This is a genomic window from Methylobacterium sp. WL64 (assembly GCF_008039945.1).
Classification (GTDB): Bacteria; Pseudomonadota; Alphaproteobacteria; order Rhizobiales; family Beijerinckiaceae; genus Methylobacterium.
Genome location: NZ_VRVA01000310.1, coordinates 1 through 710, shown reverse-complemented (window position 1 = coordinate 710; position 710 = coordinate 1). Strand labels below are relative to the sequence as shown.

Here is a 710-nt window from a genome sequence, read left to right as displayed (position 1 = left end):
CCGCAGCGGCTGCGCGCGGGCATCTCGTTTGCCCTGCAGACGGCGACCGACGGCGGACACTGCGCGCTCCCTGTGGTGGAACTGATCAAGCTCGCGAGCGACCTCCTCGGCGTCGAGGCGGCGCTGATCCGCTCGGCGTTGCTCGACGTGCTGGAGACCGGCGAGGTCGTGCAGGACATCCTCGGCGACAAGGCGTGCATCTTCCTGGCCGGGCTGCACGCCGCCGAGCGGATGATCGCCGAGCGGCTGCTCCGCCGAACGAAGGGCACACCGCCCTGGCCCGAGATCGACCTCGCCCGGGCTCTGCCCTGGGTCCAGGACAAGACCGGCAAGACGCTCTCGCCCTCGCAAGGGGAAGCCGTGCGGCGGGTGCTCGGCGCCAAGCTCGCGGTGATCACCGGCGGTCCGGGCGTGGGCAAGACCTCGACCCTCGACACGATCCTGCGCATTCTGCGGGCGAAGGGCGTGCAGGTGCTGCTTGCCGCCCCGACCGGCCGGGCGGCCAAGCGCATGACCGAGCAGACCGGGCTCGAGGCCAAGACGATCCACCGCCTGCTGGAGATCGACCCGAAGCACGGCGGCTTCTCGCGCAACGAGGACAATCCGCTCGCCTGCGACCTGCTGGTGATCGACGAGACCTCGATGGTCGACGTGCCGCTGATGAATGCCCTGACCAAGGCGGTGCCGGAGCACGCCGCACTGCTCCTCGT

Annotated in this window: 1 protein-coding gene; it reads left to right on the top strand. The window is 70.4% G+C overall.

Annotated features, from left to right (window positions below; all coding sequences use genetic code 11):
- A partial coding sequence (locus FV242_RS34035; protein ID WP_147942048.1) for an ATP-dependent RecD-like DNA helicase occupies positions 1-710 on the top strand: 710 nt, incomplete at both ends.